General features: G+C 66.7%; 2 protein-coding genes. Both read left to right on the top strand.

From position 1 onward, the window contains the following. The first annotated feature begins 336 nt into the window (after positions 1-336). Positions 337-501: a hypothetical protein gene (locus AB0C29_RS45525; protein ID WP_360834204.1), complete on the top strand. Its 165-nt coding sequence runs from the start codon at positions 337-339 to the stop codon at positions 499-501. Then, entirely contained in the window at positions 501-2036 is a 1536-nt protein-coding gene (locus AB0C29_RS45520) for a glycosyltransferase family 2 protein (protein ID WP_360834202.1), read from the top strand. Before AB0C29_RS45525 ends, AB0C29_RS45520 begins: the two co-directional genes overlap by 1 nt. Positions 2037-2046: the final 10 nt, after the last annotated feature.

The following is a 2046-nucleotide window of genomic DNA, read 5'->3' as shown; positions in this document are numbered from 1 at the left end:
GGCGGGGGTGCCGGCCGGGCAGGCGCGGGCCGGCCGGTCGCCGTCCGACCCGCACGCCGTGAGCGGCAGCACCGCCAGTGTGAGGGTCAACACATGGGCCAGCTTAAATGTCATGCCGCCATTTCTCCGGTATGGACACAGCGTTTCCGTGCGCCCCACAATACCCCGCTGACCTGCCCCGGCGGCCGGGCCGTCAAATATTGACAGAGTTCATCCAGGGGAAACAATGCGGGTCCGCCCCCGGTGTGAAACGCGGGCGAACGAACCGTTTTACCCGCCATTAATATCGCCCGTCCAAGGTGGAGCCCGGCAGTCACTTCCAGGGGAGGAACAATCATGTACGACAACTCGGCGTCATTGGCGCTCACCGGCAGCGGGATCACCATTCTCGGGCAGACCGCGAGCCTGACGGCGGTGACCGTCGGCGGCGCGCTGTTCGTCGGCATCGGCGCGGTCCTGGCCCTCAGCGACCGGCTCAAGCGGCGACGGGACGGCTCCTGATGACCAAGTCCCCCCGGCTCTACCTGATCATCCTGGGCTGCTGGTCGGTGCTGCTCGCGGCGCTGCTGGAGACCTCTCTCGACCAGCTCGACGCGGCTACCCGGGCCGGCTGGCCGATCGTCACGCTGGTCGTGGCGAGCACCGTCTTCATCGCGTACTTCTGGCTCAACGGCACCAAGGACGTCGTCTACACGCTGTACTACCACCTGGTCTCGGCCCGGCGGTCGCGGCCGGTGCCGCACCGGGCGTCGGCGGCCCAGCCACGGGTCGTGCTCGTCTACTGCACCTGCAACGACTTCTCCGCCGACAGCCTGCTGCGCAGCATGCGCCAGGACTACGGCAACTTCGATGTGGTCATCCTGGACGACTCGTCCAAGCCGGAATACCTGGCCCAGGTCGACGCCTTCGGCGCCGAGCACGGCGTGCGGGTGGTGCGGCGGGCGGACCGCGCCGGCTTCAAGGCCGGCAATCTCAACAACTACCTGGGTACGGCGGAGTACGACTACTTCGTCATCCTGGACAGCGATGAGATCATCCCGCCCGGCTACATCCGGCGCAGCCTGGACTACTTCGCGGCGTACCCGAACGCGGGCATCGTGCAGGCCAACCACATCGCCACCCGCAACCGCAACGCGTTCATGCGGATGTTCTCGATCGGCGTGGACTCGCACTGGATCGCGTACCAGACGGTCAAGGACCGGCACGGCTTCCTGTCGCTGCTCGGGCACGGCGCGATGGTCAGCCGCGAGTGTTACACCGCGGCGGGTGGCTTCCCGCACGTGGTGGCCGAGGACCTGTGCTTCTCGATCGCCGCGCGGGACGTCGGCTACTTCACCGTCTTCGCGCCCGACGTGGTGTGCGAGGAGGAGTATCCGGTCGACTACCTGGCTTTCAAGAAGCGCCACTCGAAGTGGACCCAGGGCAACATGGAGTTCATCAAGCGCTACACCGCGGTGATCCTGCGCTCGCGGATGAGCTGGTTCGAGAAGCTCGACATCGTGCTGTTCACCTACAACCTGCCGCTGACCGCGGTGTTCTCGATCTACGTGGCGATCCACGTGGTGGTGCTGCCGGTGCTCGGCTACCGCATCGAATACCCACTGTGGATGCTCGCCCCGACGGCGCTGTTCCTGCTGGCGCCGATGCTCAACGACGTGATCTTCCACTTCCGCGCCATGCCGAAGTTGCGCCTGGCCTGGTATCTGCTGCACACGATCCTGCTGTACGGCTCGATGCTGTTCATCAGCTTCCGGGCCTCGGTGACCTCGGCGTTCGGCAAGTCGGTGTTCGTGGTGACCCCCAAGGAGGACCAGCGGATCACCCTGCGCCAGGCGCTGGTGGCCAACCGCGCGGAGATGATCTTCGGAGTGCTGCTGACGGCCGTGTCGATCTACCTCACCGGCAGCGCCCTGCCGGTCCTGCTGATCGCGGTCCCGGCGATCCTCTGCTTCTACCTGGCCCTGAAACACAACACAGCCACCCCGGCGGCGGAGGGAGCCGAGCCCGAGGCGCGCGAGCCCGTGCCGGCGGCCTGACCGCCTGCGC

Origin of the sequence: Actinoplanes sp. NPDC048791, assembly GCF_040650095.1 — a bacterium.
In the GTDB taxonomy this organism is placed as follows: domain Bacteria; phylum Actinomycetota; class Actinomycetes; order Mycobacteriales; family Micromonosporaceae; genus Actinoplanes.
The sequence above is the reverse complement of the archived record's forward strand: the minus strand, read 5'-3'. Positions and strand labels throughout refer to the sequence as shown.